General features: G+C 68.6%; 20 protein-coding genes and 2 tRNA genes. 11 read left to right on the top strand and 11 right to left on the bottom strand.

Going from position 1 to position 25,604, the window contains the following annotated elements:
• Positions 1–11 precede the first annotated feature (11 nt).
• The 4 genes from I5731_RS04425 to dnaE all read right to left on the bottom strand — a co-directional run bounded on the left by I5731_RS04425 (position 12) and on the right by dnaE (position 6,001).
• Positions 12–254 (bottom strand): DUF3297 family protein, encoded by a 243-nt coding sequence (locus tag I5731_RS04425; protein WP_197310135.1) that lies wholly within the window; start codon positions 252–254, stop codon positions 12–14.
• Positions 255–406: 152 nt separating this feature from the next.
• On the bottom strand, positions 407–1,333 hold the full coding sequence (gene tsf / locus I5731_RS04420; protein WP_197310134.1) for a translation elongation factor Ts: 927 nt from the start codon (positions 1,331–1,333) through the stop codon (positions 407–409).
• Between the two features lie 172 nt (positions 1,334–1,505).
• Positions 1,506–2,309 carry a 30S ribosomal protein S2 gene (rpsB, locus tag I5731_RS04415; RefSeq protein ID WP_197310133.1) on the bottom strand — a complete coding sequence of 268 codons (804 nt, stop codon included), beginning with the start codon at positions 2,307–2,309 and terminating at the stop codon, positions 1,506–1,508.
• A gap of 245 nt (positions 2,310–2,554) precedes the next feature.
• Positions 2,555–6,001 carry a DNA polymerase III subunit alpha gene (dnaE, locus tag I5731_RS04410; RefSeq protein ID WP_235981511.1) on the bottom strand — a complete coding sequence of 1,149 codons (3,447 nt, stop codon included), beginning with the start codon at positions 5,999–6,001 and terminating at the stop codon, positions 2,555–2,557.
• Positions 6,002–6,286: 285 nt separating this feature from the next.
• Here dnaE and I5731_RS04405 point away from each other — a divergent pair, with 285 nt between their 5' ends.
• Positions 6,287–6,568, top strand: a complete 282-nt coding sequence (locus I5731_RS04405) for a hypothetical protein (RefSeq protein ID WP_197310131.1) — start codon at positions 6,287–6,289, stop codon at positions 6,566–6,568.
• A gap of 25 nt (positions 6,569–6,593) precedes the next feature.
• Here I5731_RS04405 and I5731_RS04400 read toward each other — a convergent pair whose 3' ends face one another.
• The 6 genes from I5731_RS04400 to dapA all read right to left on the bottom strand — a co-directional run bounded on the left by I5731_RS04400 (position 6,594) and on the right by dapA (position 13,248).
• Positions 6,594–7,298 (bottom strand): ABC transporter ATP-binding protein, encoded by a 705-nt coding sequence (locus tag I5731_RS04400; protein WP_197310130.1) that lies wholly within the window; start codon positions 7,296–7,298, stop codon positions 6,594–6,596.
• Positions 7,295–8,563: a lipoprotein-releasing ABC transporter permease subunit gene (locus I5731_RS04395; protein WP_235981509.1), complete on the bottom strand. Its 1,269-nt coding sequence runs from the start codon at positions 8,561–8,563 to the stop codon at positions 7,295–7,297. Before I5731_RS04395 ends, I5731_RS04400 begins: the two co-directional genes overlap by 4 nt.
• A 114-nt stretch (positions 8,564–8,677) precedes the next feature.
• Positions 8,678–9,997, bottom strand: a complete 1,320-nt coding sequence (proS, locus tag I5731_RS04390) for a proline--tRNA ligase (RefSeq protein WP_197310129.1) — start codon at positions 9,995–9,997, stop codon at positions 8,678–8,680.
• 985 nt (positions 9,998–10,982) lie between these two features.
• A complete protein-coding gene (locus I5731_RS04385; RefSeq protein WP_197310128.1) occupies positions 10,983–11,306 on the bottom strand; it encodes a hypothetical protein in 324 nt (107 codons plus the stop codon).
• 537 nt (positions 11,307–11,843) lie between these two features.
• Positions 11,844–12,323: an SsrA-binding protein SmpB gene (gene smpB / locus I5731_RS04380; RefSeq protein WP_197310127.1), complete on the bottom strand. Its 480-nt coding sequence runs from the start codon at positions 12,321–12,323 to the stop codon at positions 11,844–11,846.
• Between the two features lie 49 nt (positions 12,324–12,372).
• Positions 12,373–13,248 (bottom strand): 4-hydroxy-tetrahydrodipicolinate synthase, encoded by an 876-nt coding sequence (gene dapA / locus I5731_RS04375; RefSeq protein ID WP_197310126.1) that lies wholly within the window; start codon positions 13,246–13,248, stop codon positions 12,373–12,375.
• Between the two features lie 443 nt (positions 13,249–13,691).
• Here dapA and I5731_RS04370 point away from each other — a divergent pair, with 443 nt between their 5' ends.
• Together I5731_RS04370 and I5731_RS04365 are read left to right on the top strand one after the other, a co-directional pair.
• Positions 13,692–15,710 (top strand): lytic transglycosylase domain-containing protein, encoded by a 2,019-nt coding sequence (locus I5731_RS04370; RefSeq protein ID WP_197310125.1) that lies wholly within the window; start codon positions 13,692–13,694, stop codon positions 15,708–15,710.
• A 319-nt stretch (positions 15,711–16,029) separates the two neighbouring features.
• The gene (locus tag I5731_RS04365; protein WP_197310124.1) at positions 16,030–16,947 is read left to right on the top strand and encodes an alpha/beta fold hydrolase; all 918 of its coding nucleotides are present in this window, start codon (positions 16,030–16,032) and stop codon (positions 16,945–16,947) included.
• A gap of 273 nt (positions 16,948–17,220) precedes the next feature.
• Here the strand turns inward: I5731_RS04365 and I5731_RS04360 are convergent, their stop codons facing one another.
• Positions 17,221–18,267 (bottom strand): porin, encoded by a 1,047-nt coding sequence (locus I5731_RS04360; RefSeq protein WP_197310123.1) that lies wholly within the window; start codon positions 18,265–18,267, stop codon positions 17,221–17,223.
• 726 nt (positions 18,268–18,993) lie between these two features.
• Between I5731_RS04360 and gatC the strand changes: the two genes are divergently transcribed.
• From gatC to I5731_RS04320, 8 genes are all read left to right on the top strand, one after another.
• On the top strand, positions 18,994–19,281 hold the full coding sequence (gene gatC, locus I5731_RS04355; RefSeq protein ID WP_197310122.1) for an Asp-tRNA(Asn)/Glu-tRNA(Gln) amidotransferase subunit GatC: 288 nt from the start codon (positions 18,994–18,996) through the stop codon (positions 19,279–19,281).
• 64 nt (positions 19,282–19,345) lie between these two features.
• On the top strand, positions 19,346–20,821 hold the full coding sequence (gene gatA / locus I5731_RS04350) for an Asp-tRNA(Asn)/Glu-tRNA(Gln) amidotransferase subunit GatA (protein WP_197310121.1): 1,476 nt from the start codon (positions 19,346–19,348) through the stop codon (positions 20,819–20,821).
• 120 nt (positions 20,822–20,941) lie between these two features.
• A complete protein-coding gene (locus I5731_RS04345) occupies positions 20,942–21,292 on the top strand; it encodes a hypothetical protein (protein ID WP_197310120.1) in 351 nt (116 codons plus the stop codon).
• A 43-nt stretch (positions 21,293–21,335) separates the two neighbouring features.
• Positions 21,336–21,674, top strand: coding sequence for a hypothetical protein (locus I5731_RS04340; protein ID WP_197310119.1), 339 nt, complete (start codon positions 21,336–21,338; stop codon positions 21,672–21,674).
• A 311-nt stretch (positions 21,675–21,985) separates the two neighbouring features.
• The gene (locus I5731_RS04335) at positions 21,986–23,668 is read left to right on the top strand and encodes a methyl-accepting chemotaxis protein (protein ID WP_197310118.1); all 1,683 of its coding nucleotides are present in this window, start codon (positions 21,986–21,988) and stop codon (positions 23,666–23,668) included.
• Positions 23,669–23,988: 320 nt separating this feature from the next.
• Positions 23,989–24,056: transfer RNA gene (locus I5731_RS04330), tRNA-OTHER, on the top strand.
• Between the two features lies 1 nt (position 24,057).
• A tRNA-Gln gene (locus I5731_RS04325) sits at positions 24,058–24,123 on the top strand.
• Positions 24,124–24,427: 304 nt separating this feature from the next.
• Complete coding sequence (locus I5731_RS04320; protein WP_197310117.1) at positions 24,428–25,570, top strand: slipin family protein; 1,143 nt, start codon at positions 24,428–24,430, stop codon at positions 25,568–25,570.
• Positions 25,571–25,604 lie beyond the last annotated feature (34 nt).

Here is a 25,604-nt window from a genome sequence, read left to right as displayed (position 1 = left end):
CCGCGCGGCCGTCAGGCCTCGTCGCGCAGGAACGGCTCGATCCGGCCCTTGAGCTTCAGGGTCATCTGGTTGCCGCGGCGATCCCGCGCGGTGCCGGCCGCAACGCGGATCCAGCCTTCGCTGACGCAGTATTCCTCGACGTTGGTCTTCTCGACGCCGTTGAACAGGATGCCGATGCCGCGCTCCAGCAGGGCGGCGTCGTGAAAGGGGCTGGCGGGGTCGATCGACAGGCGATCGGGCAATGCGTCGGACACTCGGAGCTCCTGTTTCTGGCCGCGGGTGCGGGCGGCGACTGACCCGGCGGTATAGTCGCTCGCCCCCGGCCGTACAACGCCGCAAACGAAACGGGCGCCGGCTCAGCGCCGGCGCCCGTCCCGAAATTCTCGCCGCAAGGCGTCGTGGTCGATCAGGCCTTGCCGCTGACGGCCGCGACTTCCGCCGCGAAATCCGTCTCTTCCTTCTCGATGCCTTCACCGAGGTTGAAGCGGACGAAGGCCGTGACGGTGATCGGCGCGCCGACGGTCGACTCGGCCGCCTTGACGGCCTGCTCGACGGTCTTGTCCGGGTCGATCACGAAGGGCTGCTTCAGCAGCGACACCTCCTCAAAGAACTTGCGGATACGGCCCTCGACCATCTTCTCGATGATGCTCTCCGGCTTGCCGCTCTCGCGCGCCTGCTCGGCGAAGATCGCGCGCTCGCGCTCGATCACCGCCGGGTCGATCTCGTCCGGGGTCAGGGCGAGCGGGCTGGTCGCCGCGACGTGCATCGCGATCTGGCGGCCGAGCTTCAGCAGCTCGTCGGTCTTGCCGGTCGATTCCAGCGCAACCAGCACGCCGATCTTGCCGAGGCCGTCGGTGATCGCCGCATGCACGTAGGGCGCGACGACACCGGCCGAAACCGACAGCGTCTTCGTCCGGCGCAGCGTCATGTTCTCGCCGATGGTCGCGATCAGTTCCTTGATCTCGGCATCGACCGAGTGCGACTTGCCCGGGTAGGTCGCCGCGGCGACCGCATCGGTCTCGCCGTCGGTGGCGACCGCCACGGCGGCGACGTTGCGCACCAGCGTCTGGAACGCATCGTTGCGCGCGACGAAGTCGGTCTCGGAGTTGACCTCGACCACCGACGCCTTGGTGCCGTCGGTCGCGACGCCGACGAGCCCCTCGGCCGCGACGCGGCCGGCCTTCTTGGCGGCCTTGGCGAGACCCTTGGTGCGCAGCCAGTCGATCGCCGCCTCGATGTCGCCGTTCGTCTCGATCAGAGCCGACTTGCAGTCCATCATGCCCGCGCCGGTCTTCTCGCGCAGTTCCTTAACCTGTGCAGCCGAGATACTCATTCTCGTCCCAATCCTTTGTCGGTCCGTTCGCGGGCGGTCGCCATCACGCCGCCAAGTCTGCGACGCTCGAATGACGGCCACGGCGGCACGGCCCGATGGCCGTTGAAAAATTCAGATCCTGCGGTGCCGCTCCGGCACCCCCGCCAGCTGGCGGGGTGCCGGCGGCGACCCGTCACGCCGTCGCGGCGGCGGCGTCCTCGGCCTGGGCGGCCTCGGCCGGAACCTCGTCGAGAGCCGGCTCGATCATCTCGTCGGCTTCGCCGAGGTCGACGCCGAGCGCGCCCTGGCCACGCGAGATGCCGTCGATGGCGGCGCGGGCGATCAGCTCGCAGTAGAGCGCGATCGCGCGGCCGGCGTCGTCGTTGCCCGGAACCGGGTAGCTGATGCCGTCCGGATCACAGTTCGAATCGACAATCGCGGCGACCGGGATGTTGAGCCGGCGCGCTTCCTGGATCGCGATCGCTTCCTTGTTGGTGTCGATCACGAACAGCAGGTCCGGCACGCCGCCCATGTCCTTGATGCCGCCGAGCGCGCGCTCGAGCTTGTCGCGCTCGCGCTGCAGGTTCAGCCGCTCCTTCTTGGTGAGGCGGTTGGCCTGCTCGCCGGCGAGCATCGTATCGAGCTTGCGCAGGCGCTGGATCGAGATCGAGATGGTCTTCCAGTTGGTCAGCATGCCGCCGAGCCAGCGGGCGTTGACGAAATACTGCGCCGACTTGCGGGCAGCGTCCGCGACCGGCTCCTGCGCCTGGCGCTTGGTGCCGACGACGAGCACGCGGCCGCCCTGGGCGACGGTGTCGCTCACGGCCTTCAGCGCGCGGTACATCGCCGGCACCGTCTGCGCGAGGTCGAGAATGTGGATATTGTTGCGCGCGCCGAAGATGTAAGACGCCATCTTCGGGTTCCAGCGGTGGGTCTGGTGGCCGAAGTGGACACCCGCCTCGAGCAGCTGGCGCATCGTGAATTCAGGAAGAGCCATTGAAGAACAGTCCTTTTTTCCGGTTTAACCTCCGCGGGGGGATGGGACCGACTGGTCCCGGCACCGGATGGATGCGACGATGCGCACCCGCGGCCCCGCGTGTGAGATGGCGGTGATATAGTCGATAGCCCCCGGCCTTGGCAACCCCGCCCAGCCTGCGGAAACACGGGATTTCCCGGCCGATCCGGGCCGGAACCGCGCCTATTCGGTCGAGCGGCCGCCCCGGCCTGCCGCCGGCGGCCCCGTCAGGCGAGCTCGGCGTCGACCACGCCGGGAATCGCCTTCAGCGCGCCGACGAGCTGCGGCGAGACCCGGTAGCGCCCGGGGAGCTTCACCTCCACCTCGCGCTTGGTCTCCTCCATCATCACGATCAGCGAGACGTCGCCCTCTCCGGTCGGGTCGAGATGGCGGCGCAGGCTCTCGATCGGGTCGCGGCTGCGCAGGAACACCCGAAGCCCGTTGCGCAGCTTGCCGGCCGCCTCGTCGAGCGGATCGACCTTGTTGATGCGCACGCTGATCCCCTCCGGCCGGTTGTCGGCGCCGACCTCGAGAATCAGCGACCGTCCGGGCTCGAGCAGGTCGCGAAACTGGCCGAGCCCTTCGGAGAAGATCACCGCCTCGTACTGGCCGGTCGGGTCGGAGAGCACGATGATGCCCATCTTGTTGCCTGTCTTGGTGCGCCGTTCCTGCCGCGACACCACCGTGCCCGCCAGCCGCCCGGCCGAGGCGCCGCGCCGGACGCCCTCGGAGAACTTCGCCCAGGTCTGCACCCTGAGCCGGTCGAGCAACGGCGCATAGGCGTCGAGCGGATGGGCGGAGAGGTAGAAGCCGATCGCCTGGTGCTCGCGCTGCAGCCGCTCTTCCGGCAGCCACGACGCCTGCGGCAGCCGGATCGGCTCGACCTCGGCCGCGCCGCCGAACAGCTCGTTCTGCCCGCTCGCCTCCCGCTCCGTCCGGTGTGCCGCCGCCCCAAGCACCGCCTCGATGCCCTGGAACATCCGGGCGCGGTTTGCCTCCATCGCGTCGAAGGCGCCCGCCGCGACGAGGCTCTCCATCATCCGCTTGTTGAGTGCCTTCGGGTTGATCCGCGCCGCGAAATCGCCGAGGTCGCGGAACGGCTTCCCGCCGCGCACCTCGACGAGATGCTCCACCGCCGCGCGCCCGACACCCTTCACGGCCGCCAGCGCATAGAGGATCTTGCCCTCGTCGACCTCGAACTCGGCCGCCGACCGGTTCACCGACGGCGGCATCACCTCGATATCGAGCCGCATCGCTTCGCGGCGGAAGTCGTTCAGCTTGTCGGTGTTCGCCATGTCGAGCGTCATCGACGCGGCGAGAAACTCGACCGGGTGGTTCGCCTTCAGATAGGCCGTCTGGTAGGCGACGAGCGCATAGGCTGCGGCGTGCGACTTGTTGAAGCCGTAGTCGGCGAACTTCGCGAGCAGGTCGAAGATCGCGTCCGCCTGCGGCCCGTCGATCCCCGACGACCCCGCGCCCTCGACGAAACGCGCCCGCTGCGCGTCCATCTCCGACTTGATCTTCTTGCCCATGGCGCGGCGCAGCATGTCGGCCTCGCCGAGCGAGTAGCCCGACAGGATCTGCGCGATCTGCATCACCTGTTCCTGGTAGACGATGATGCCGTAGGTCTCCTTCAGCACCGGCTCCAGCAACGGGTGGATGTAGTCGGGCACCTCGTGCCCGTGCTTGCGCGCGCCATAGACCGGGATGTTCGCCATCGGACCCGGCCGGTACAGCGCCACCAGCGCGATGATGTCCTCGAAGCGGTCGGGCTTGATGTCGGCGATCGCCTTCCGCATGCCCATGCTTTCGAGCTGGAACACGCCGACGGTCTCGCCGCGCTGCAGCAGCTTGTAGGTGGGCGGATCGTCGAACGGCAGCGCCGAGAGGTCGATCGTGATGCCGCGCCGCGCGATCAGTTCCAGCGCCTTCTGCAGCACGGTCAGCGTCTTCAGGCCGAGGAAGTCGAACTTCACCAGCCCGGCGCTCTCCACCCACTTCATGTTGTACTGGGTGACCGGCATGTCCGAGCGCGGATCGCGGTAGAGCGGCACCAGCTGGTCGAGCGGCCGGTCGCCGATCACGATGCCCGCCGCATGCGTCGAGGCATGGCGGTAGAGCCCCTCGAGCTTCAGCGCCATGTCGAGCAGCCGCCCGACGACCTCCTCCTCGTCGCGCGCCTGCTGCAGCCGCGGTTCGCCCTCGATCGCCTGGGCGAGCGTCACCGGATTGGCCGGGTTCTGCGGCACCAGCTTGCACAGACGGTCGACCTGGCCATAGGGCATCTGCAGCACGCGGCCGACGTCGCGCAGCACGGCGCGCGCCTGCAGCGTGCCGAAGGTGATGATCTGCGCCACCTGCTCGCGGCCGTACTTGCCCTGGACGTAGCGGATCACCTCGTCGCGCCGGTCCTGGCAGAAGTCGATGTCGAAGTCGGGCATCGACACGCGCTCGGGGTTGAGGAACCGCTCGAACAGCAGCGCGAAACGCATCGGGTCGAGGTCGGTGATGGTGAGCGAGTAGGCGACGAGCGAGCCCGCGCCCGAGCCGCGCCCCGGCCCGACCGGAATGCCCTGCGCCTTCGACCACTTGATGAAGTCCGCGACGATCAGGAAGTAGCCGGGAAACTTCATGCCGCTGATGACGTCGAGCTCGAAGGCGAGCCGCTCGCGATAGTCCGCCACCGTGCAGCCGGGCGCCGGGCCGTGCGCCGCGAGGCGGGCGTCGAGCCCCGCCTCGGCCTGGCGCGCGAGTTCCGCCGCCTCGACGCGCTCGGCCTCGACCACGTCGTCGACGTCGCCGCCGGCAAAGCGCGGCAGGATCGGCTTGCGCTTCTTCGGCCGGAAGGCGCAGCGCCGCGCGATCTCGACGGTGTTGGCGATCGCCTCCGGCAGGTCCTCGAAGGCCGCGACCATCTCCGCGCGGCTCTTGAAGTAGTGCTCCGGCGTCAGCCGCCGGCGGTCGTCCTCGGCGAGCACGCGCCCGTCGGCGATCGCGATCAGCGCATCGTGTGCCTCGAAGTCGCCGCGGGCCGGGAAGAAGCACTCGTTGGTGGCGACCAGCGGCAGGCGGTGACCATAGGCGAGGTCGAGCAGATGCGGCTCGATCATCCGCTCCGCCTCGGTGCCGTGGCGCTGCACCTCGATGTAGAGCCGGTCGCCGAACACCGCCGCCAGGCGCCCCAGCCGCGCCTCGGCCAGCGCCGGATTGCCGGCTGCGATCGCCCGGTCGAGCGGCCCGGACGCCCCGCCCGTCAGCGCGATGATCCCCGCCGACAGCTGCTCGACCGTCGTCAGCGCGACGTGCGGCCGCGCGCCCGGATCGGTCTCCATGAACGACTTGCTGACCAGCGTGACGAGATTGTCGAAGCCCGCCGTGCTCGCGGCGATCAGCAACAGCGTGTGCAGCGGCGGCTCGGCATTGATGCGGCGCGGATCGACCGGCTCGTCGGCGAAATCGACGGCGACCGCGCAGCCGATGATCGGCTGCAGTCCCGCCCCCGCCGCCTTCTCGGAAAACTCCAGCGCGCTGAAGAGGTTGCCGCTGTCCGTCACCGCGACGGCCGGCTGCCGGTCGGCTTTCGCGAGATTGACGATCTTGCCGAGCGGCAGCGCGCCCTCGAGCAGCGAGTAGGCCGAGTGGACGCGAAGATGCACGAATTCGAGCTCGGCCAAACCACCCTCCCCTGTCCGGCGCGCCCGGATCCCGCCGCCACCTGCCTCGATCGTCAAACGCGGCGCCGGTCCGTCGACCATGCCGCCCCCGCCGCTCCCACTCAACGACGAGCGCCGTCGTCACCGACATGCGCTGTGGACAGCCGCGACGCCCCGGCGCCGCCCGTTCCGATCGCGTCCCTGGCTGCGCCTGATCCCGGCACCGTCTGACACACAACGCCCCTTGACAGAAGGAACATTATCAGAACAGATGAGAACATACAAGGAACTTGATGGAGCAAAACGATGCCGAGCACCACCGATGTCCGCTTCTTCTCCCTCGCCGTCGCCGCCCGGCCGCAGCGCCGCCGCGATCGCTGGTCCTTCGGGTTCCGCCGGTTTCTCGCCGGCCGGCCGACCTCCTACTCGGGCGGCGGCAAGGCGTTGATGGTCGCCGATTTCGTCGAGCCGCTGCCGCGCGTGCTCTGGCACCACCTGGTGCGTTCGCTGATGGTCCGGGATGTCGCGGCCCTCGGCGCGCTCACCGCCTTTGCGACGATGCTCGCCGTCGTCGTCGGCGGCGCCTGAGGCGACTGCGACGTCGGGCGCCGCCTCAGTCGAGTTCGACGACCTTGCCGTCGATCAGGGTGATGCGGCGGTCCATGCGGCCGGCGAGGTCCATGTTGTGGGTGGCGATCACGGCGGCGAGGCCGGTGCCGCGCACCAGCGCCAGCAGCGCATCGTAGACGTAGCGCGACGTCTTCGGGTCGAGATTGCCGGTCGGCTCGTCGGCGAGCAGGATGCGCGGCGCGTTGGCGACGGCGCGGGCAATGGCGACGCGCTGGCGCTCGCCGCCCGAGAGCTGCGACGGCAGATGGTCGGCGCGGTGGTCGAGCTTCAGATAGGAGAGCAGTTCCATCGACCGCTGCCGCGCGTCGCGTCGGCCGAGCCCGTTGATCATCTGCGGCACGACGAGGTTCTCGACCGCGGTGAACTCGGGCAGCAGGTGGTGGAACTGGTAGACGAAGCCGATCGTCGTCCGGCGCATCTTCGTGCGCCCGGTGTCGTCGAGCGCCCCGCAGGAGGCACCGTGGATCAGCACGTCGCCGCTGTCGGGCTTCTCGAGCAGGCCGGCGATCTGCAGCAGCGTCGACTTGCCGACGCCCGACGGCGCCACGAGGCCGACGATCTCGCCAGGCTGCAGCACGAAGTCCGCACCGGTGAGAATGTGCAGCTTGCCGCTGCCCTCGTCATAGGCGCGGGTGACGCCGGCAAGTCGGAGGACGGCGCCGGGGGCGGGCTGGGCTGCGTCGCTCATTCGTACCTCAGCGCTTCGACGGGATCGAGCTTCGCGGCGCGCCAGGCGGGGTAGAGCGTCGCAAGGAAGGACAGCGCCATCGCCATGGCGAGGATGCTCAGCGTCTCGCCGACGTTCACGTCCGCGGGCAACCGGCTGAGATAATAGAGTTCGGGCGAGAAGAGTTCCGTGCTGGTGAGCCAGGAAATGAACTGGCGGATCGATTCGATGTTGAGGCAGACGAGCAGCCCCAGGCAGAAGCCGGCGATGGTCCCCACCACCCCGATGCTCGCCCCCGTGATCAGGAAGATCCGGAGGATCGAGCCGCGCGACGCGCCCATGGTGCGCAGGATGGCGATGTCATGCCCCTTGTCCTTCACCAGCATCGTCATGCCCGATACGATGTTGAGCGCCGCGACCAGCACGATCAGCGTCAGGATCAGGAACATCACGTTCCGCTCCACCTCCAGCGCGGCAAAGAAGGTGACGTTGCGCTGGCGCCAGTCGCTGATGACGTTGGGTCGGCCGGCAGCGGTTCCGACCTCGTCGCGCATCTCGCCGACCCGATCCGGATCGTCGACGAACACGTCGATCGCGCTCGCGACCTCCGGCGTGTTGAAATAGATCTGCGCCTCGGCGAAGGGCATGAAGACGAAGGTGGAATCATATTCCGACATGCCGATCTCGAAGATCGCCGCCACCACATAGGCCTTGACCCGCGGCGTGGTGCCGAGCGCGGTCACGCTGCCCTTCGGGCTGACCAGCGTGACCCGGTCGCCCGCCGCGATGCCGAGATTCTGGGCGAGCCGGATGCCGATCGCGATGCCTTCGCCCTCGTCGAAGCCGTCGAGGGAGCCCTGGCGGATCGTGCCGGCGATCAGCGGCATGCGTTCGAGATCATTGCGCATCACACCGCGCACCAGGGTGCCGAAGGCGCCCGACGGCCCGGACGCGAGCACCTGCCCCTCGGTGAACGGCATGGCGAGGCGCACGCCCCGGATCGCAGCGATCCGCTCGGTCACTTCGGCATAGTCGGTGAGCGGCGTGTCGATCGGCTGCACGACCATGTGGCCGTTGATGCCGAGGATCTTCTCGAGCAGCTGGCCGCGAAAGCCGTTCATCACGGCCATGACGATGATCAGCGTCGCGACCCCAAGCATGATGCCGACGAAGGAGAAGCCGGCGATCACCGAGATGAACGCCTCCTTGCGCCGCGAGCGGAGATACCGCATCGCCAGCATCCACTCGAAAGGCGCGATCAACGCCGCGCCGATCTTCGCCACCATATTCGCCTGCCTCGCCGTGAAGTTTGCCGCCGGGCCGCGCCTGCCCCGCCGGCGCGAATCTCCGAAGGACCGCCCGGCGACTATACGCGATCGGCCGGCCCGGACCAGATCGGCTCAGGCCCCGGAAAGCCGGGCCAGCACCTGGTCGATGGGGAGGCTGTGGCGCTCCCCGGTCGCGCGGCGCTTCAATTCCACCGTCCCGTCGGCGACGCCCTTCGGCCCGACGATCACCTGCCAGGGCAGGCCGATCAGGTCCATGGTCGCGAACTTCGCGCCCGCGCGCCCTTCGGTGTCGTCGTAGAGTACGTCGCGGCCCGCCGCCTCGAGCCGGGCGAGGATGTCCTCGCAGGCGGCATCGGTCGCCGCGTCACCCGGCTTCAGGTTGACGATGCCGACATCGAACGGCGCCACCGACTCCGGCCAGATGATGCCGGCGTCGTCGTGGCTGGCCTCGATCAGGCCCGCGACGAGACGCGAGACGCCGATGCCGTAGGAGCCCATGTGCACCGGGCGCTCCGCGCCGTCGGGTCCCGCCACCTTGGCACCCATCGGCTCGGAGTATTTGGTGCCGAAATAGAAGATGTGGCCGACCTCGATGCCGCGCGCCGTCACCTGGCGCTCGCCGGGCAGCGCGCCGAACACGTCGGCGTCGTGCATCTCCTCGGTCGCCGCGTAACGGCTGGTGAACGACTTCACCACCGGGTCGAGATCGCCGTCGAAGTCGATATCGACCGCCGGCACCGGCATGTCGAGCAGGTCGCGGTCGCAGTAGACTTCGCTCTCGCCGGTCGAGGCGAGCACGATGAACTCGTGCGTCATGTCGCCGCCGATCGGGCCGGAATCGGCCTTCATCGGGATCGCGGTCAGGCCGAGCCGCGCGAAGGTGCGCAGATAGGCGACGAACATCTTGTTGTAGGAGCGCCGCGCGCCTTCGGCGTCGAGATCGAAGGAGTAGGCGTCCTTCATCAGGAACTCGCGCCCACGCATCACGCCGAAGCGCGGCCGCACCTCGTCGCGGAACTTCCACTGGATGTGGTAGAGATTGAGCGGCAGGTCGCGGTAGGAGCGCACCGCGGTGCGGAAGATGTCGGTGACCATCTCCTCGTTGGTCGGCCCGTACAGCATGTCGCGCTCGTGGCGGTCGACGATGCGCAGCATTTCCTTGCCATAGTCGTCGTAGCGGCCACTTTCGCGCCAGAGGTCCGCCGCCTGGATCGTCGGCATCAGGATCTCGATCGCCCCGGCGCGGTTCTGCTCCTCGCGCACGATCGCGCCGACCTTTTCCAGCACCTTGAGGCCGAGCGGCAGCCAGGAATAGATGCCCGCGGACTGCTGGCGGATCATGCCGGCACGCAGCATCAGCCGGTGCGACACGATTTCCGCCTCCTTCGGCGTCTCTTTCAGGATCGGCAGGAAATAGCGCGACAGGCGCATGCGGAAGCCTCGCAAGGTGTTCTGGGACGCGGCGCCACAGAAAGCGCATCGACGATGAAAAGACAAGGCCCGCGCCGGGCGCCCCCGCGCGCCGGTCGGCCACTCGCTCGTCGCCCCTTGCCGGCGCGCCGGAGCCGATGTCCGGATAGCCTGCCGCGACCGGGGGGCCGGCACACTTGGGTGTTGCCGCCGATCGGACCAGGCCCGCCCTCCCGCGATCGAGGCGGTGTGATGGGCACGGCCCACGCCCGACGGAGAACCGATGGCGCGTGTCGAGGCTTGCCCCATTGATAGGCAAGGGAAATCCCGCTGCGGTGTCTTTCGCACCTTCGTGCCACGAAGCCGCCAAAGTGCGCAAAAAATCTTCGCGATCGATTGCCGAAAGAGATGACAAGGTGGGGGTCGGGGTGTACGGTCCCGACATAACAACAATGAAGATCGTCAAGACGAGCAACGAGACACAATAATCGTCTCCACTATTTCGTCTCACGAACGGTCTTCTCAAAAATCGCGGTCTGAGTCTTGGGAGGATAGCCCCCTGGCGCGGAAATCGCAGCCGAAGTGGCCGGGCGGTCGGGAGGAAACGCCGCTCGATTACTTGAATGGGGACGACACGCGGAACTCGAAAAGCAAGGCTTCGGCCTTGCTTTTTTATTTTTTAAATCGATTTTACTCCGCCGGCCCAACAGCGCTGCAGACCGTCTCGCAACTGTTCTCACCGTGATCTGCAACTTTCGTCGTAGGCGCACCCCGGCCGCCGTCCGGTTCAGGGCTCGCGGGTCTTTGGCAAACGTCGACGTTTAGGATTCGCCATTTCTCAGGCTGCGCCACGGCGCGCACCTTGCCGGCGCCCGCGCTCTTCCCTCGCTCTTCGAGTCCCCTGCCCGAGCTTCAGCCTGTCCGCATCCGCGCGCCGCTCGATTCGCCACGACAAGAAAAGGGGCCCGAACGGGCCCCTTTCCGAAAGACGGTGCGTCTGGCCCGATCAGGGCTCGCTGACGAAGGCGGTGCCCGGGTTGCCCGCCGTGGCCGGCAGGGTGTGCGTGCTGCCGGCGCTGCGCTCGCGCTGCGCGAGGTCGTTGGTCGAGTAACCCGGCGTATAGGGCTGCGTCGAGGTCAGCGGCGCCGCCTGATCGTAGAAGCCCGCACCGCGGGTGCCGATCGCAGGGCCGGAAGCGGCGGCACGAGCCTCACGCTGCATCAGCTGGATCTCGCTGGTCGAGTAGCCCGGGTGATAGCCACCGGCGGCGAAAGCGGCGGTCGAAAGGCCGGCAAAGGCGGCGGCGAGCGCGAAAGTCTTGAGCTTCATGACAGTCTCCTCATCTATCCGTTGTAAACGACAAATCAGTTCCAAATCGTCGGTCTGGTGGCGACCCCGGCGCCTCGGCACCGTCGTGTCGTCCACGACCCGATGAGACTGATATAGGCCGCTCCAGCGCCGCGATTAGCGATCGAAATGGAAACAGTCTTATATAACAATGAACTATCAGGTTTCTGCGATCAGCGCTCACAGGTCGATCAATCAATCGCGAGATCGAAACATCGGGTGATCGACGGCGTTTATTCGTCCCCAATCCAGACGCTTGGCCAGAAAAAAGCAGCTCTGCCCATCCGCGGCCAAGCCCGCGCCACCATGTCGCCGCAATCTGGGGTTGGACCCGCGTGATGGAACCGGACAGGCAGGGTCGATGGGGTCAGAATCGGTGGTCGACGCCGGCGACACATGGCCGGATCAGGGCCCCGGCGGTGCGCATGGCGTCAGATGCAGGGAAGCGGCGGCCATCGCGAAGGCGCCACCGGCCTTGCGATCCCGCGGCCCAGGTCGGGCCTGCCGCGCCGCGGCGGGTCAGCCGCGGTCCTTCATCAGCCGGGATTTCTCACGATTCCAGTCGCGCTGCTTCTCGGTCTCGCGCTTGTCGTGATTCTTCTTGCCCTTGGCGAGGGCGATCTCGCACTTCGCGCGGCCGCGATCGTTGAAGTAGAGCTTCAGCGGCACGATCGTCATGCCGTCGCGGTCCACCGCGCCGATCAGGCGATTGATCTGGCGCTTGTGCAGCAGCAGCTTCCGCGGCCGCCGCGTCTCGTGATTGAACTGGTTCGCCTGCAGGTACTCGGGGATATAGGCGTTGTAGAGATAGAGCTCGCCCTTGTGCTCGGCCGCGTAGGCATCGGTGATGTTGCTGCGGCCCTGCCGCAGCGACTTCACCTCGGTGCCGGTCAGGGCGATGCCCGCCTCGACGGCATCGCCGATCGCGAAGTTGAAGCGCGCCTTGCGATTGTCGGCCGCGATGCGGTTGACCGTCAGGGTCGGCTTCTGGGGGGCCATCGGGGACAGGGCTCCATCGGCGGCCCCGCGGGCCGGCCGTTTTCTAAAGTCAGTTGATCAGTCCGGCGTGGACCATGGCGTCGCGGATGATCGCCTCGGTCGGCGCGGACAGCGGCACCAGCGGCAGGCGCAGTTCGTTGCGCAGCTTGCCGAGCAGCGACAGCCCGAACTTCGCGCCTTGCGGGTTCGGCTCGACGAACATCGCCTGGTGCAGCGGGAACAGCTGGTCCTGGATGGCGAGCGCGCCGGCATAGTCGCCGGCAAGGCACGCCTCCTGGAACGCCGAGCACAGCCGCGGCGCGACGTTGCTGGTCACCGAGATGCAGCCATGACCGCCATGCGCCATGAAGGCGAGCGCGGTGCCATCCTCGCCGGAGAGCTGGATGAAGTCCGGCCCCATCGCCGCCCGCTGGGCGCTGACACGGTCGAGCTTCGCCGTCGCGTCCTTGACGCCGACGATGTTCGGCAGCTCGTAGAGCCGCGCCATCGTCTCGACCGACATGTCGACCACCGAGCGCGGCGGGATGTTGTAGATGATGATCGGGATGCCGACGGCGTCGTTGATCGCCTTGTAATGACGATAAAGACCCTCCTGCCCCGGCTTGTTGTAATAGGGCGTCACGACGAGCAGCGCGTCCGCGCCGGCCTCTTCGGCGAACACGGCGAGATCGATCGCTTCCGCGGTGTTGTTCGAGCCGGCGCCGGCCACCACCGGCACCCGGCCGGCAGCGGTCTTGATGCAGACCTCGACGACCCGCTTGTGCTCGGCATGGCTCAGCGTCGGGCTCTCGCCCGTGGTGCCCACCGGCACCAGCCCGTGCGAGCCCTCGGCGATCTGCCACTCCACGAAGGCCTCGAATGCCGCCTCGTCGAAGGCGCCATCGCGGAACGGCGTCACCAGCGCCGTCATCGAACCCTTGAGCATGTCGTCCCTGTTCCTCATCGGGCGCCGGCTTTCGGCGTCCCGTTCGACTTCGCCGGGACAATAGTCGGACGGCGTTGGGAGAACAAGCGCCCGCCCGGCCCGGCGCGTGCGGCGGCGCGGCGCGTTCTCGCGGCCGGCCGGTCGGCGGGCGACCATGGTTAGGTTTCCGTTAATCCGCCCGGCGCACTATGGATCCGGGCCCCCTTCGGGGTGGCCCGCCGCGTTCCCGCCGCATCGGTGCCGCATAAGGCTGGCGGCAGGACCGTAAGGTGCTGTCGGCTCCGAAGCCATGTGGCCGCCGCGGCAACGGCTGCCGAAGGCACGGCGGCCGCCTCCGCCGCCGGCCGCGCGCGGGGCTGCAGGATGCGCCGGCCTGTTATACTGTCGGCGAGAGCGATGTGCCGTGCCGCAGCGACCATGCGTCCACCGTCTAGGAATGCACGATGCGCAGACTGACCACGACCACCCTGACCGCCCTCGTGCTGCTCGCCGGCCTCGAAGCGCCGGCCGCGCGCGCCGCGGCGGATGTGCTGATGGCGCAGGGTCCGGCCGCGATGGTCGTGCATCCGCAGTCGCATGAGCGGCTCGAAGCGGCGCTCTCCGCCGCCGACGCGCGCGACAAGGCGCGGGCGCGCACCCTTGCCGAGTCGTTGCCTCCCGTCGAGCGCCGGCTGGTCGAGTGGATGCTGATCCGCCGCGACGCGCCCGGCCTCACTTCGCGCGACATCACCCGCTTTGCGGCCGCGGCGCCCGACTGGCCGACGGCCTCGATCATGCGCCGGCGCGCCGAAGCGGCGCTGGCCCGCGAGGGGGCGACCCCGGCCGAGATCGTCAAGGCTTTCGGCGCCACGATGCCCGAAACCGCCGTCGGCCTTTCGACGCTGATCACCGCCCATATCGCGATGGACGACCGCGCCGCGGCCGCGCGTGTCGCAGGCCATTGGTGGCGCACGCAGAAGCTGACCCCGGCCGACGAGGCCACCTTCCTCCAGCATTACGGCGACCTGCTCGGCCGCGACGACGAGATCGGCCGCTTCCACCTGATGATGTTCGGCGACCGGATGAGCCAGGCGCGCAGCGTCGCTCAGCGTCTCGGTGCCGACTGGACGGCACTCGCCGACGCCCGCGCCGCGGTGTTGCGCAACGAGGCCGGCGCGGCGAAGAAGCTGGAGAAGGTGCCGGCCGCCCTGCGCGCCGATCCGCTCTACGGCTTCACCACGGTCGAATATCTGCGCCGCCAGGGCCACGCGGACCAGGCGGCGAAACTGCTGCGCGACCTCACCGCCGCCGGCCGCACCCGCGGCGACGCCGACGAATGGTGGATCGAGCGCCGCATCGTCTCGCGCGATCTCAACGAGACCGGCGAGGCCGCCCTCGCCTATGAACTCGCGGCGCAGCAGCAGGACGGCGGCGCCCTCACCCGGGTCGAGGCCGAATTCCACGCCGGCTGGTACGCGCTGCGCTTCCTGAAGGACCCGGCGATCGCCCGGCGGCATTTCGACGAGCTCGCAAAGATCTCCACCCGGCCGATCAGCCGCTCGCGCGCCGCCTACTGGCAGGCGCGCGCCGCCGCGGCGGCCGGCGACGAGGCCGGCGCCCGCCGTCTTTACGAGACGGCCGCGCGCGACGTCACCACCTTCTACGGCCAGTTGGCGCGCCGCGCCCTCGGCCATGCCGACCTCGGCCTGCCGGCGGCCCCGGCGCCGACGCCGGCCGACCGCGCGGCCTTCGCCGCCGACGACATGGTGCGGTCCGCGCTGCTGCTCACCGAACTCGGCCGCGCCGGCGACGCCGACCTGCTGTTTCCGGCGATCGCCCGCCGGCTGGCCACCCCCGGCCAGGTCGCCCTGCTCGCCGAGTTCCTCGAGCGCCAGCAGCGCGCCGGCACGATCCTGCAGGTCGCGAAGATCGCGATGGAGCGGTTCCCGGATGTGGCGAGCCTCGCCTATCCGCTGGATTCGATCCCGGTCGAGGGCCGCAGCGGCGAGATGGTCGAGCCGGCGATGGTCTACGCCATCGCCCGCCAGGAAAGCGCCTTCGACACCTCGGCCGTCTCCAGTGCCGGCGCGCTCGGCCTGTTGCAGATGATGCCCGGCACGGCGGAAATGACCGCCCGCAAGCTCGGTGTCGCCTACTCGCGGCCACGGCTCACCACCGACCCCGCCTATAACGCGACGCTCGGCGCGGCCCACCTGAAAGACCTCGTCGACGACTTCTCCGGCTCCTACATCATGAGCTTCGCCGCCTACAACGCGGGCCCCGGCAAGGTGCGCGAATGGGTACGCCGCTTCGGCGACCCGCGCAGTGGCGCGATCGACCCGATCGACTGGATCGAATTGATTCCCTACGGCGAGACGCGCAACTACGTCCAGCGCGTCGCCGAAAACCTCGCCGTCTATCGGACGCGGCTGACCGGCGCCGACCTCGAAATCGAAGACGACCTGCGCCGCGGGGTGAACTAGGGCGGGCGATGGGAGCCGGCTGGCGCCGTCGCGCCCCCTCATCCGCCCTTCGGGCACCTTCTCCCGCGAGGGGAGAAGGGGTTCCGGGGGCCCGGTGAAAGCAACCGCGGCCGCCTCGATCCCGGGTTCCGCGGTGGCGCCAGAAGCAGGGTCTTGCCGAACTTCCCTTCTCCCCTCGCGGGAGAAGGTGCCCGAAGGGCGGATGAGGGGGGCGGCGTCTCCCCAAGGCCCGCACCGCGCGAATCACGTCGCTCCCCGCCGGCTTAAAGCCCCTCCGCGCGTCCCCATCCACCGTGACGCAAGCCCCTCGGGAGAACACATGCGCGAACTTCACTGGCAAGGCGCCGACTGCACCGCCCTCTACGGCCGGATCTTCGAGCCGGAGGGCGCCGCCGACCGCCTGCCGCTGCTGTGCCTGCCGGGGCTGACCCGCAACGGCCGCGATTTCGACCAGCTCGCCGATGCCCTGGCGGGCCATCCCGAGACACCCCGCGCCGTCATCACGATGGACTATCGCGGCCGCGGCCGCTCGGGCCACGCCGATGCCGCGAGCTATACGCCGCAGGTGGAAGCCGACGACGTGCGGCGGGGGCTCCTGGCTGCGGGCATTGACCGCTGCGCCGTGCTCGGCACCTCGCGCGGTGGCCTGATTGCGGCGCTGCTCGCCATGTTGCCGCCGGCCACCAGCGGCCTCGGCATCGGGCCGGTTATCCTCAACGACATCGGCCCGGTGATCGAGGTCGCCGGCCTGCTGCGGATTCGCGCCGGCATCGACCTGCTGACCGGCGCCGGCGCGCCGCAGACATGGCCGGCGGCCGAGGCGCTGATGCTGAAGCTGCAGGGTGGCGCGTTCCCGAATGTCAGAGGCGACGAGCTCGCCGCGGTCACCCGGCAGCTGTTCCGCGATGAGGGTGGGCACCCGGTGGCGGATTTCGACCCGGCCCTGCTCGCGACGCTGGCGAGTCTCTCGCCCGAAACACCCCTGCCCCCGCTGTGGCCGATGTTCCTCGCCCTCGGCCAGATGCGCCGGACTGCCGGTTCTGCACCCGAACCGCGGCCATTGCTCGTGCTGCGCGGCGCGCTGTCGGATGTGCTGTCGGAGGCGACGCTCGCCGAGATGCAGCGGCTTCTGCCGCATCTCGAGACGCAGGTCGTCGCGGATCAGGGTCACGCGCCGCTGCTGCGCGACGACGCGACGATCGCGCGGATCGCAGATTTTCTGAATGGGGTGGATTGAGACGCAGTCCGTGCGCCGGCGCGCCGGGGGCGGTTCTGCGGGATACGCGGCTCACGACGGGCGGTGGGGCGCGGACGTCACAGCCACACCGTCCGCGTCGTCCGACGGCGGCGCTTCGATCGGCCGCCGAGGTCCCGCCTCCTCGCCGATGTTCGCCCAACCTGAATGAGCGTCAGGGCTGCAGCGCGGCCGCCCGGTTTCGACCGTGTCTCGCAAAAAGAAAAAGGCCCGGATTGCTCCGGGCCTTTCCTGCAAGCTCCGAGGAGCGAGCGATCAGAACGTGCGGATCAGGCCGACGATGGCGTCGAAGTTGCCATCGGTGTTCGGGGTGTCGCCGGCGTCGTCCGCGTAGCGAACTTCCGCGGCGAGGGTCAGGCCCTCGGCGAGGGTGTAGCCGATACCACCGTTGATCTCGAAGGGATCATCGCCATCGTTGAAGCCGTAGATGGCGCCGACGAAGAGGTTGAGGTCCGGGGTGACGTCGTACGACACCGCACCGCTGACGATGAAGGCATCGACGTTGGCGCCGTTGTCGAGGTAGCCGGCGGTCAGGCGAGCGCCGAAGCCGTCGGTGATCACGAGATCAGCGGTCGCCTTGATGACGAAGCCTTCCGAGGCGTTGTCGTAGTGACCCGACAGCGAGGCGCTGCCCCAGGCCTGGTCGGCGATGCCGACGATACCGACCAGCGCGACGTCGTTGGCGTCGTTCTGGTAGTCGACCGTCAGCAGGCCCGAACCGTTGTTCGCCGCGATGACCTGGCCGCCGACGAAGAAGCCGCCGCCGAGGTCGTCGACAACGACGTTCAGCTGCAGGCCGTTGCCCGGAGCGCCGTAGCCGTCGTCGTAGAAGTTGCCGTAGAGGGCGTCGTCGTTGAAGACGGTGTCGCCATCCGAGTAACCAGCGGTCAGGTAGCCGACCTGGATGAACGCCTGCGAGATGACAGCGTTACGATCCGGCTCCGACTCGATGCGGAAGAACGAACGGACGGTGCCGAAGTCCGAAGCGGTGCGCGCATCGAAGTCGATACGGCCGTTGGCGAACCAGCGGTAGGAGTCGTCCCAACGCTCGTTGCCGTTGGCGTCGAGGCCGAGGAAGACGTTGTCTTCGAGGTACTCGAAGCCGGTACGGACACGACCGCCGATCTTGAGGCAGGTCTCCATGCCCGGGATCACGAAGAAGCCGGCGCCGAACGCGTCGCAGACCTTGACGTAGTCGACAGCCGTCGGAACGACGGTGTCGGTGAGCGCATCAGCCGCAAAGGCACCCGTCGTCATGACGAGGCTGGCGGCGGTGCCGAGCATGATGCTCTTGAGCTTCATAGTCCTGACCTCCAAAAATCAACCAATGAACCTGCCGACCACCCGTTGGAACGATCCCCGAGGATCGGCCGGCTCTTGTGGGACACCGCGTCGCCTTGTGATGATTGCCACCCCTGACAATCGGCGCTGCGGCCTCAGAGCTCGGTCCCCCGTGCTCGTGTCTTCACCATACGCATCGGCTTTCCGCGTTCAACGACGATCACAGGTCCGAGAGGCCTCTCCCCGGCTTTTGGAAATCGATGTTGCAGATATGTCACGACCGCGGGGGAGGCCTGCACGAACTGCTGAACGAATGGTTAACGGGATGAATTTGCAGCGAATTTTTTCGACGCGATTCATGCGCCGGTAAGCATGGAGAGGACGGTGCGGCGAGGATGTCGGCGCCGATGCCGGCGCCCCTCCTCTCTCCCGGGGGCCGATGATCGGCTCCTTTCGTGAAGTCGACTCGTCGAATCGCCTGTCGAGACGGCCGGCCGGGCGGCCCTCTCCCGCGCATCGCCAATTTGCCGGGTGATCGCCGCCGAGCGGATACCGCGCAGCGGCGCCAAATTCCGTTGCACCCAGTCCCTGCCCGACGGCGATGGAGAGAGCGATCGGAATGGACACCGCCGTAGTCGTCGGCCACCGCGGCGCCCGGCGCGCGAATCCGCCGTTGGCGGCGCCGCGGCGGCTCTGCTATAGCCACGGCCCAGTCCAGCAGCCGTCCGCCAGCCCGAGGAACCGCCCATGTCCGTCGATACGGCCACCGTCCGCCGCGTCGCCCGGCTCGCCCGAATCAAGGTGAGCGACGAGGAAGCCGAGCGCATGACCGGCGAGCTCAATTCCATCCTCGGCTTCGTCGCCCAGCTCGACGAGGTCGACGTGTCCAGCGTCGAGCCGATGACCGCCGTGGTCGCCACCGCGATGAAGCAGCGCGTCGACGTCGTCACCGACGGCGGCAATCCCGCGGCGGTCGTCGGCAATGCGCCCGTCACCGACGACGACTTCTTCATGGTCCCGAAGGTGGTGGAGTAGCACCGGCGCCATCGCCGACTGCACCCTGCCCCTGCCGATCCCCCTGTATAAAGAGACGCCGCCCGTGACCGACCTCACCGCCCTCACCATCGCCGAGGCCCGCGACGGACTTGCCGCGAAGCAGTTTTCGGCCACCGAGCTGACCGGGGCCTACCTTGCGGCGATGCAGGCGGCGCGCGCGCTGAACGCCTATCTGGTCGAGACACCGGAGAAGGCGCTGGCGATGGCCGCGGCGTCGGACGAGCGCCTCGGCCGCGGCGAGGCCCGGCCGCTGGAAGGCATTCCCCTCGGCATCAAGGACCTGTTCGCCACCGAAGGCGTGCATACCCAGGCGGCGAGCCATGTGCTCGACAAGTTCGAGCCGGCCTATGAATCGACCGTGACGGCGAACCTCTGGGCCGACGGCGCGGTGATGCTCGGCAAGCTCAACATGGACGAGTTCGCCATGGGCTCGTCGAACGAGAGTTCCTACTACGGCCCCGTCACCAGCCCCTGGCGCCGCAACGGCTCCAACATGGCGCTGGTGCCGGGCGGCTCGTCCGGCGGCTCGGCGGCCGCGGTCGCGGCGCGGCTCTGTGCGGGCGCCACCGCCACCGATACCGGCGGCTCGATCCGCCAGCCCGCCGCGTTCACCGGCACGGTCGGCATCAAGCCGACCTACGGCCGCTGCTCGCGCTGGGGCATCGTCGCCTTCGCCTCCTCGCTCGACCAGGCCGGCCCGATCGCCCGCGACGTGCGCGACGCGGCGATCCTGCTGAAGTCGATGGCGTCGGTCGATGCGAAGGATACGACCTCGGTCGACCTGCCGGTGCCGGACTACGAGGCCGCCGTCGGCCGTTCGGTGAAGGGGCTCCGGATCGGCATTCCGAAGGAATATCGCGTCGAGGGCATGTCGGCCGAGATCGAGGCGCTCTGGCAGAAGGGTATTGCGATCCTGAAGGACGCCGGCGCCGAGATCGTCGAAATCTCGCTGCCGCACACGAAATACGCCCTGCCGGCCTATTACATCGTCGCCCCGGCGGAGGCGTCGTCGAACCTCGCCCGCTACGACGGCGTGCGCTACGGCCTGCGCGTGCCGGGCACCGACATCATCGACATGTACGAGAACACCCGCGCCGCGGGCTTCGGCGCGGAAGTGAAGCGCCGCATCCTGATCGGCACCTACGTGCTCTCGGCCGGCTATTACGACGCCTATTACCTGAAGGCGCAGAAGGTGCGGACGCTGATCAAGAACGACTTCGAGACCTGCTTCGCCGCCGGTGTCGATGCGGTCCTGACCCCCGCCACCCCCTCGCCCGCCTTCGGCATCGGCGAAATGGCCGGCGCCGACCCGGTCGAGATGTACCTCAACGACATCTTCACGGTGACGGTGAACATGGCCGGCCTGCCCGGCCTCGCCGTGCCCGGCGGCCTCTCCGCCGACGGCCTCCCGCTCGGCCTGCAGCTGATCGGCCGCCCCTTCGACGAGGCGACGCTGTTCTCGCTCGGCCACGCCGTGGAACAGGCCGTCGGCCGCTTCGAAGCGCCGAAGTGGTGGTGACTTCACCGATCGTGGCGGCAGAGGCGGCTTGATCGGCGCCGCCCCAGGCCCCCGATCGTTGCCGGAGAGCGCGATGGCCGATATGCTGCGGCCATTGGCAATCATGATGCGGGGGCAATCATGAATCGCGCGATCGGATCTCTATCTCTCATCGCCTTTCTGGCAACCGCAGCCGCCGCGGCCGCGGCCGAGATTCCCTACAACAGCAAGCCGTCGACCAAGGTTGGTCAGACCATCGTGCTCAAGGGCGTGCGCAGCGACTGCGGTGCGCCGGCGCGATCCTTCAAGCAGATCGCGGGCTACCTGCCGTCCTCGAAGCTCGGCACCTTCTCCGATGGCGGCGTCGGCACGGTGCAAAGCCGATCCTGCGGCGGCCCGACGCCAGCCCGCGCGGTCCGGTTCACAGCGACTGCAAAGGGACGGGAGTCCTTCACCATCCCGGGAGACGACTTCACGATCACCGTGAAGTAGCTCCCGGCCCGGTACCCAAGCCGACCGCAGCGGAGACCTCATCATGCAGAAGTTCCCTGCCGTGCTTTCCGTTGCGCTCCTGCTCGCCGGCTGCGCCATGAGTTCGACCCAGTTCGATGCGACCCGCGAAGCGCTACGCGGCAGCCCGCCGCTGCGCCAGCAGGCGATCGCCGACTGCACGGCAAACCAGGCCCGGCGCTCGCTGCAGGCGCGCCAGGATGCCGCCCGCGTCATGAACGTCTCGGTCCGCGCCATGCCGCGCACGATCTGCACCCGCCTCGTCGCCGGCTGGTCGAGCGGCCGTCTCAGCTACGACGACTACCGCTCGGCGATGGTGGGATCGATGACGCCGAACACCGTACGGATCATCCAGGGGCGGTGAGGCACGGCCACGGCGGGACGGTCGATCGCCCTCGACCGCGCCGTCGGGCCCTGCGCCGCCGCTGCCGGCACCGACGACATGCGTCGCGGACGCCCTCGCTCATGGCGTCGCATCGAACACCCGGCCGACACTTTGAAATACAGCCATACTTGTTGAGCCGAATGCTCCTGCTTTCACAAGTACCTCTGATTTTTCAATGATTTCCCCGAATATCGATGCTCATGTGTATGCCGCAATAGAGCAATACTTCGGCTTTTAAGACAAAATTCACGATGATCATCGATCCTTCCGTACAACAAAAGGAGGATCTCATGAACTTCTCGTCGATCAGGGCCAGGCTCATTCTGGTTGCAGCCACCGCCCTCGTCTCATTCGGCGGAATCATCGGGGTCGCTCTTCTCAACATCGGCGCCGTCGAAGAGCGCAGCGCGCTTGTCGACGCAGTGCGCTCCGACGCGCAGGTGGTGGCGGCGATGCGGCTGTCGCTGTCCGAACTTGTCCTCACCGCCATGGACAGCATCATCGACCAGGCCGAGGGCCGCATCTCGGCGGAGCGCATGGCCACCATCGCGGCGGCGGAGTCGACCCTGCTCGGCGGCGCCGAGGCCGCGAGCCGTCTCGACGCCGTGCTCGAGGACGTGACCCTGCCGGCGGGCTTCGTCGGCGATATCGCCGCGCTCGTCGCCTCCATCCGGACCGATCTCGCCGCCCTCATCGAACGCGGCGCGCCGGAGGCGGACTATGCGGCGATCGACGACGTGATCGACGGCGCGGGCGCGCGGCTCGCCGAGACGCTGGCGCAGCTGTCGTCGGGCAGCGACCGGCACCTCGGGCAGCAGCTCGTCGCCCTGGAGGACGAAACCGGAGCGGCGATGTGGACCCAGGTGACCGCCGCCGGCGTCGCCGCGGTGTTGGTGCTCGGCCTCACCTTTTTCGCCGGCCGCACGATCCTCGGCGCGATCACCGATGTCGCCAATGCCGTGACGCTGATCGCGGCGGGCCGCTACGGCGACGCCCGGCTGCAGACCGACCGCCGCGACGAGACCGGCCCGATGTTCCGCGAACTCGCCCGGATGCGCGACAGCCTCGTCGCCGCCGAGGGCGCGCGCGCCGCGGCCGAGGCCGGGCGCGGGGCGGACATGCAGCGCCTCGCCGCCCGTTCCACCGCCGCGCAGCGCTTCGTGGCGCGCATGGAGGAACTCGCCAAGGGGTTCGGCGCCTCCTCCGCGCAGGTCTCGGCCGCGGCCGGGGTGCTGGCGTCGACCGCCGGTGAAACCCGGGACAAGGCGTCGCGCATGTCGGAAGCGGCCGGCGACGCCTCGCAGAACGTCGCCGTCGTCGCCGCCGGCACCGAGGAACTCGCCGCCTCGATCCGCGAGATCACGCACCAGGTGACGAAGTCGGCGGCCGCCTCGCAGGTCGCCGCCGACGATGCGCGCGCCACCAGCGAGCAGATCAGGTTGCTCAGTGACTCGGCGGCGTCGATCGGCTCCGTGATCGAGCTCATCCGCGAGATCGCCGAGCAGACCAACCTGCTCGCGCTTAACGCCACCATCGAGGCCGCACGCGCCGGCGAATCCGGCCGGGGCTTTGCGGTCGTCGCCTCCGAGGTCAAGCAGCTCGCCGCCCAGACTGCCCGGGCGACCAACGAGATCTCCAGCAAGATCGGCGAGATCCAGGGCGCGACGACGATGACGGTGGACTCGATCGGCCGGATCGTCGCGGCCATCGGCACCGTGCGCGACTATGCGACCGCGATCGCCGGCGCCGTCGAGGAACAGGGCGTCGCGACGTCGGAGATCGCGCTCAACACCCAGCGCGCCGCCGGCGGCGCCGCCGCCGTGAGCGACAACGTCGCCGGCGTCAGCGCGGCCGCGACCAGCACCGGCGAAGCCTCGCAAACGCTGCGCGGGCTGTCGGAAACCCTGAACGGCCAGGCGACCGCGCTGCAGGACGAGGTCCGCGGCTTCGTCGCCAGCCTCGATGCGGCCTGAGGCAGCGCGGAGGACGGGAGGCGCGGCCCTCCCGTCCGTCATTGCGCACAGATGTCGATCGACAGCGCGATCCCGGCCCCGAATATCGAAGGCGGGGCGCCAGACGGAACCGTAACGTACGGTTCACTGTTGCTTTGAGGTTACAGTCTATTTTTTCACGAATACTTTTACTCGGAAGTCTTGCTGATTGGCGCCCGGGCGGCGTATGACGCGCCCCGCTGTCTCCATCGGCCCTTGCCAACGGTTGGCTTTCGTCTGCCTCCCGCACGATCCGGCCCTGCCGCCTCGTGTACGGGCATCGGTACGGGGAACGGCGCTTCGGACGTAGCTCAATGGTAGAGCCCCGGGAAACCGGGAGGTTGCGGGGTTCGATGCCCGTCGTCCACCACGGATAGCTCAGTGGGTAGAGCACCGGGGCTTTGGTCCCGGCTGTCGGAGGTTCGACTCCTCCTCCAAACCGCCGCCGCAAACGGCAACGTCCTCGTAAGACGTCTCTCGCATCACGGGTCCGGAGAAGTGGACCCGCCCGCGATCATTCTTCGGAGTGTGAGCGGGCCGGAGACGCCGACCGGTCGTCCATGAAGGGCGCGCCGCGCGATGGTCAGCCTTGGCCCCCTCGGGGGTCCCGGGCCCGCCGCCGTGCTGCAATCCCCGCTCCGGACGATCCGAAGGCGCCACCGACTCCGCTTCTCCGGATTCTCGACCAACCAGTGAAAGGACATCGGCCTTGACCTAGCGCCATGCCGAAGGAGAACGATGATGAGCAAGTTGACCAGGTTTCTTGGGTACGAGCGGGTGCTCGTGAGCGAAGCGGAGCGCGTCGTCGCGCTCTACGAGGGCAAGGTCCTCGGGATTTACGGTGCGGGCGTGCACAGGATGCCGAACTTTCGCGGCACCCTGGTCATCGAGCGCCACAATCTCGCCGAGCCGCGCTTCCGCTCGACCTATGAGAAGGCGCTCATCGATCGGCTCCCGGACGTGGCCGCCCGTCACCTGACGGTGGTCAAGGCCGGCGAACGCGAGGTCGTGCTGATCGAGCGCGAGAGCGACCTGCTCGTCGCGCTCGCTCCGAACGCGCGGCTGGTGCTGTGGACCGACGCCGGTCCATGGACGATCCGCCGCTTCGACCTCGCCGCTTCGCTGAAGATCGAACCGCTGCTCGCGCGGCGCCTCGCCCTCAGCGGCCGGATCGCGGCCGTCCAGACCGCCACGGTCCCGGACGGCAAGATCGGACTGCTCATGGTCGACGGCGTCTACCGCGAGACGCTCGGCCCGGGCTTCCACGCCTTCTGGGCGTCGGACGCCGCGATCGAGGTGCGGCAGGTCGACCTGAAGCCGCAGGTGCTCGACGTCAACGGCCAGGAACTCCTGACCCGCGACCGCGTCACGATCCGCGTCAACGTCACGGCCGGCTACCGCATCGTCGACCCGATCAAGGCGACGATCGGCGTCAAGGATGCGGGCGACATGCTCTACCGCGCCCTGCAGCTCGCCTTCCGCGAGACGCTCGGCGGGCAGACGCTGGACCACATCCTCGAGACCAAGGCCGGCCTCAAGCCGGAGGCGGTCGCCGCCCTCGGCGCGGAGATGGCGGCGGTCGGCGTCGAGCTCGGCGCCGTCTCGCTGAAGGACGTGATCCTGCCGGGCGAGATGCGCGACATCCTGAACCAGGTGGTCACGGCCGAGAAGCAGGCCGAGGCCAACGTCATCCGGCGCCGTGAGGAGACGAACGCGACCCGTTCGCTGCTCAACACGGCGAAGGTGATGGCCGAGAACCCGGTCATGCTGCGCCTCAAGGAGCTCGAGGCGCTGGAGACCATCGCGTCGAAGGTGGACCGGCTCACGATCCACAACGGCGTCAGCGGCCTGATGAACGACATCGTCCAGCTGCGAGACACCTGACCATCGCCGGGCCGCCCACGGGCGGCCCGGCCCC

Source organism: Methylobrevis albus (genome assembly GCF_015904235.1).
Lineage (GTDB): Bacteria > Pseudomonadota > Alphaproteobacteria > Rhizobiales > Pleomorphomonadaceae > Methylobrevis_A > Methylobrevis_A albus.
Note: the sequence above shows the minus strand (reverse complement) of the source record. Positions and strands in the feature narration are given on the sequence as shown.

Bases quoted from the DNA above. Each gene is read 5' to 3' on its own strand.
- I5731_RS04395 (WP_235981509.1), bottom strand. From the start codon at position 8,563: ATGGTGGCGAAGATCGGCGCGGCGTTGATCGCGCCTTTCGAGTGGATG.
- I5731_RS04405 (WP_197310131.1), top strand. From the start codon at position 6,287: ATGCCGAGCACCACCGATGTCCGCTTCTTCTCCCTCGCCGTCGCCGCC.
- smpB (WP_197310127.1), bottom strand. From the start codon at position 12,323: ATGGCCCCCCAGAAGCCGACCCTGACGGTCAACCGCATCGCGGCCGAC.
- I5731_RS04335 (WP_197310118.1), top strand. From the start codon at position 21,986: ATGAACTTCTCGTCGATCAGGGCCAGGCTCATTCTGGTTGCAGCCACC.
- I5731_RS04345 (WP_197310120.1), top strand. From the start codon at position 20,942: ATGAATCGCGCGATCGGATCTCTATCTCTCATCGCCTTTCTGGCAACC.
- I5731_RS04360 (WP_197310123.1), bottom strand. From the start codon at position 18,267: ATGAAGCTCAAGAGCATCATGCTCGGCACCGCCGCCAGCCTCGTCATG.
- I5731_RS04370 (WP_197310125.1), top strand. From the start codon at position 13,692: ATGCGCAGACTGACCACGACCACCCTGACCGCCCTCGTGCTGCTCGCC.
- I5731_RS04400 (WP_197310130.1), bottom strand. From the start codon at position 7,298: ATGAGCGACGCAGCCCAGCCCGCCCCCGGCGCCGTCCTCCGACTTGCC.
- I5731_RS04365 (WP_197310124.1), top strand. From the start codon at position 16,030: ATGCGCGAACTTCACTGGCAAGGCGCCGACTGCACCGCCCTCTACGGC.
- tsf (WP_197310134.1), bottom strand. From the start codon at position 1,333: ATGAGTATCTCGGCTGCACAGGTTAAGGAACTGCGCGAGAAGACCGGC.
- dapA (WP_197310126.1), bottom strand. From the start codon at position 13,248: ATGCTCAAGGGTTCGATGACGGCGCTGGTGACGCCGTTCCGCGATGGC.
- proS (WP_197310129.1), bottom strand. From the start codon at position 9,997: ATGCGCCTGTCGCGCTATTTCCTGCCGATCCTGAAAGAGACGCCGAAG.
- I5731_RS04385 (WP_197310128.1), bottom strand. From the start codon at position 11,306: ATGAAGCTCAAGACTTTCGCGCTCGCCGCCGCCTTTGCCGGCCTTTCG.
- I5731_RS04320 (WP_197310117.1), top strand. From the start codon at position 24,428: ATGAGCAAGTTGACCAGGTTTCTTGGGTACGAGCGGGTGCTCGTGAGC.
- I5731_RS04340 (WP_197310119.1), top strand. From the start codon at position 21,336: ATGCAGAAGTTCCCTGCCGTGCTTTCCGTTGCGCTCCTGCTCGCCGGC.
- gatC (WP_197310122.1), top strand. From the start codon at position 18,994: ATGTCCGTCGATACGGCCACCGTCCGCCGCGTCGCCCGGCTCGCCCGA.
- rpsB (WP_197310133.1), bottom strand. From the start codon at position 2,309: ATGGCTCTTCCTGAATTCACGATGCGCCAGCTGCTCGAGGCGGGTGTC.